The sequence below is a fragment of the bacterium genome, assembly GCA_020440705.1.
Lineage (GTDB): Bacteria > Krumholzibacteriota > Krumholzibacteriia > LZORAL124-64-63 > LZORAL124-64-63 > JAGRNP01.
In genome coordinates, this window is record JAGRNP010000371.1 from 1 (window position 1) to 546 (window position 546).

Genomic DNA, 546 nt, shown 5'->3' on the forward strand with positions numbered 1-546 from the left:
CTGCACACGCAGCCAGTCGGGCTTCTCCAGGTGATGGCGGCGGACGCTGCGGACGCGGCCCACGTCAGCGCTCGCTCAGCGTGAAGGGGCCCTCGGCCACGAAATGGCCGTCCTCGTACCCCACCTGGCAGCACTCCACGTCCACGTCGTGCTCGAAGACGAGCAGGAAGTTCTCCTCCAGGGCGCGGCTGAGGTGCTGCTTCTTCTCCTCCAGGGTGAGCAGCGGGTTGAGGTCGAAGCCCATGATCCAGGGCACCCGCAGCTGGCTTGCCAGAGGCAGCAGGTCCGCCACGTAGGCCACCACGCCCTCGCCGGTGTGGAATTCCACCACCTGCTGGCCGGGGGTGTGGCCGTGCACCGGCTGCACCATCACGCCGGGCAGGATCTCCTCGCGGCCGGAGACCAGGCGCAGCAGGCCAGCCTCCTCCAGGAGGTGGAAGTCGTCGGGACGGAAGCTCGCGCGGTCGCGCTCCGACGGCTGATGGGCCCAGCGCCAGTGCTTCTCCTGCACCCAGTGCTCGGCCTTGGGGAACACCGGCACCAGGG

1 protein-coding gene is annotated in these 546 nt (G+C 69.6%); it reads right to left on the minus strand.

The window, feature by feature from the left end; translation table 11 throughout:
• Positions 1-64 precede the first annotated feature (64 nt).
• The coding region (locus tag KDM41_18855; protein ID MCB1185485.1) for an MBL fold metallo-hydrolase at positions 65-546 on the minus strand (482 nt) is incomplete at its 5' end.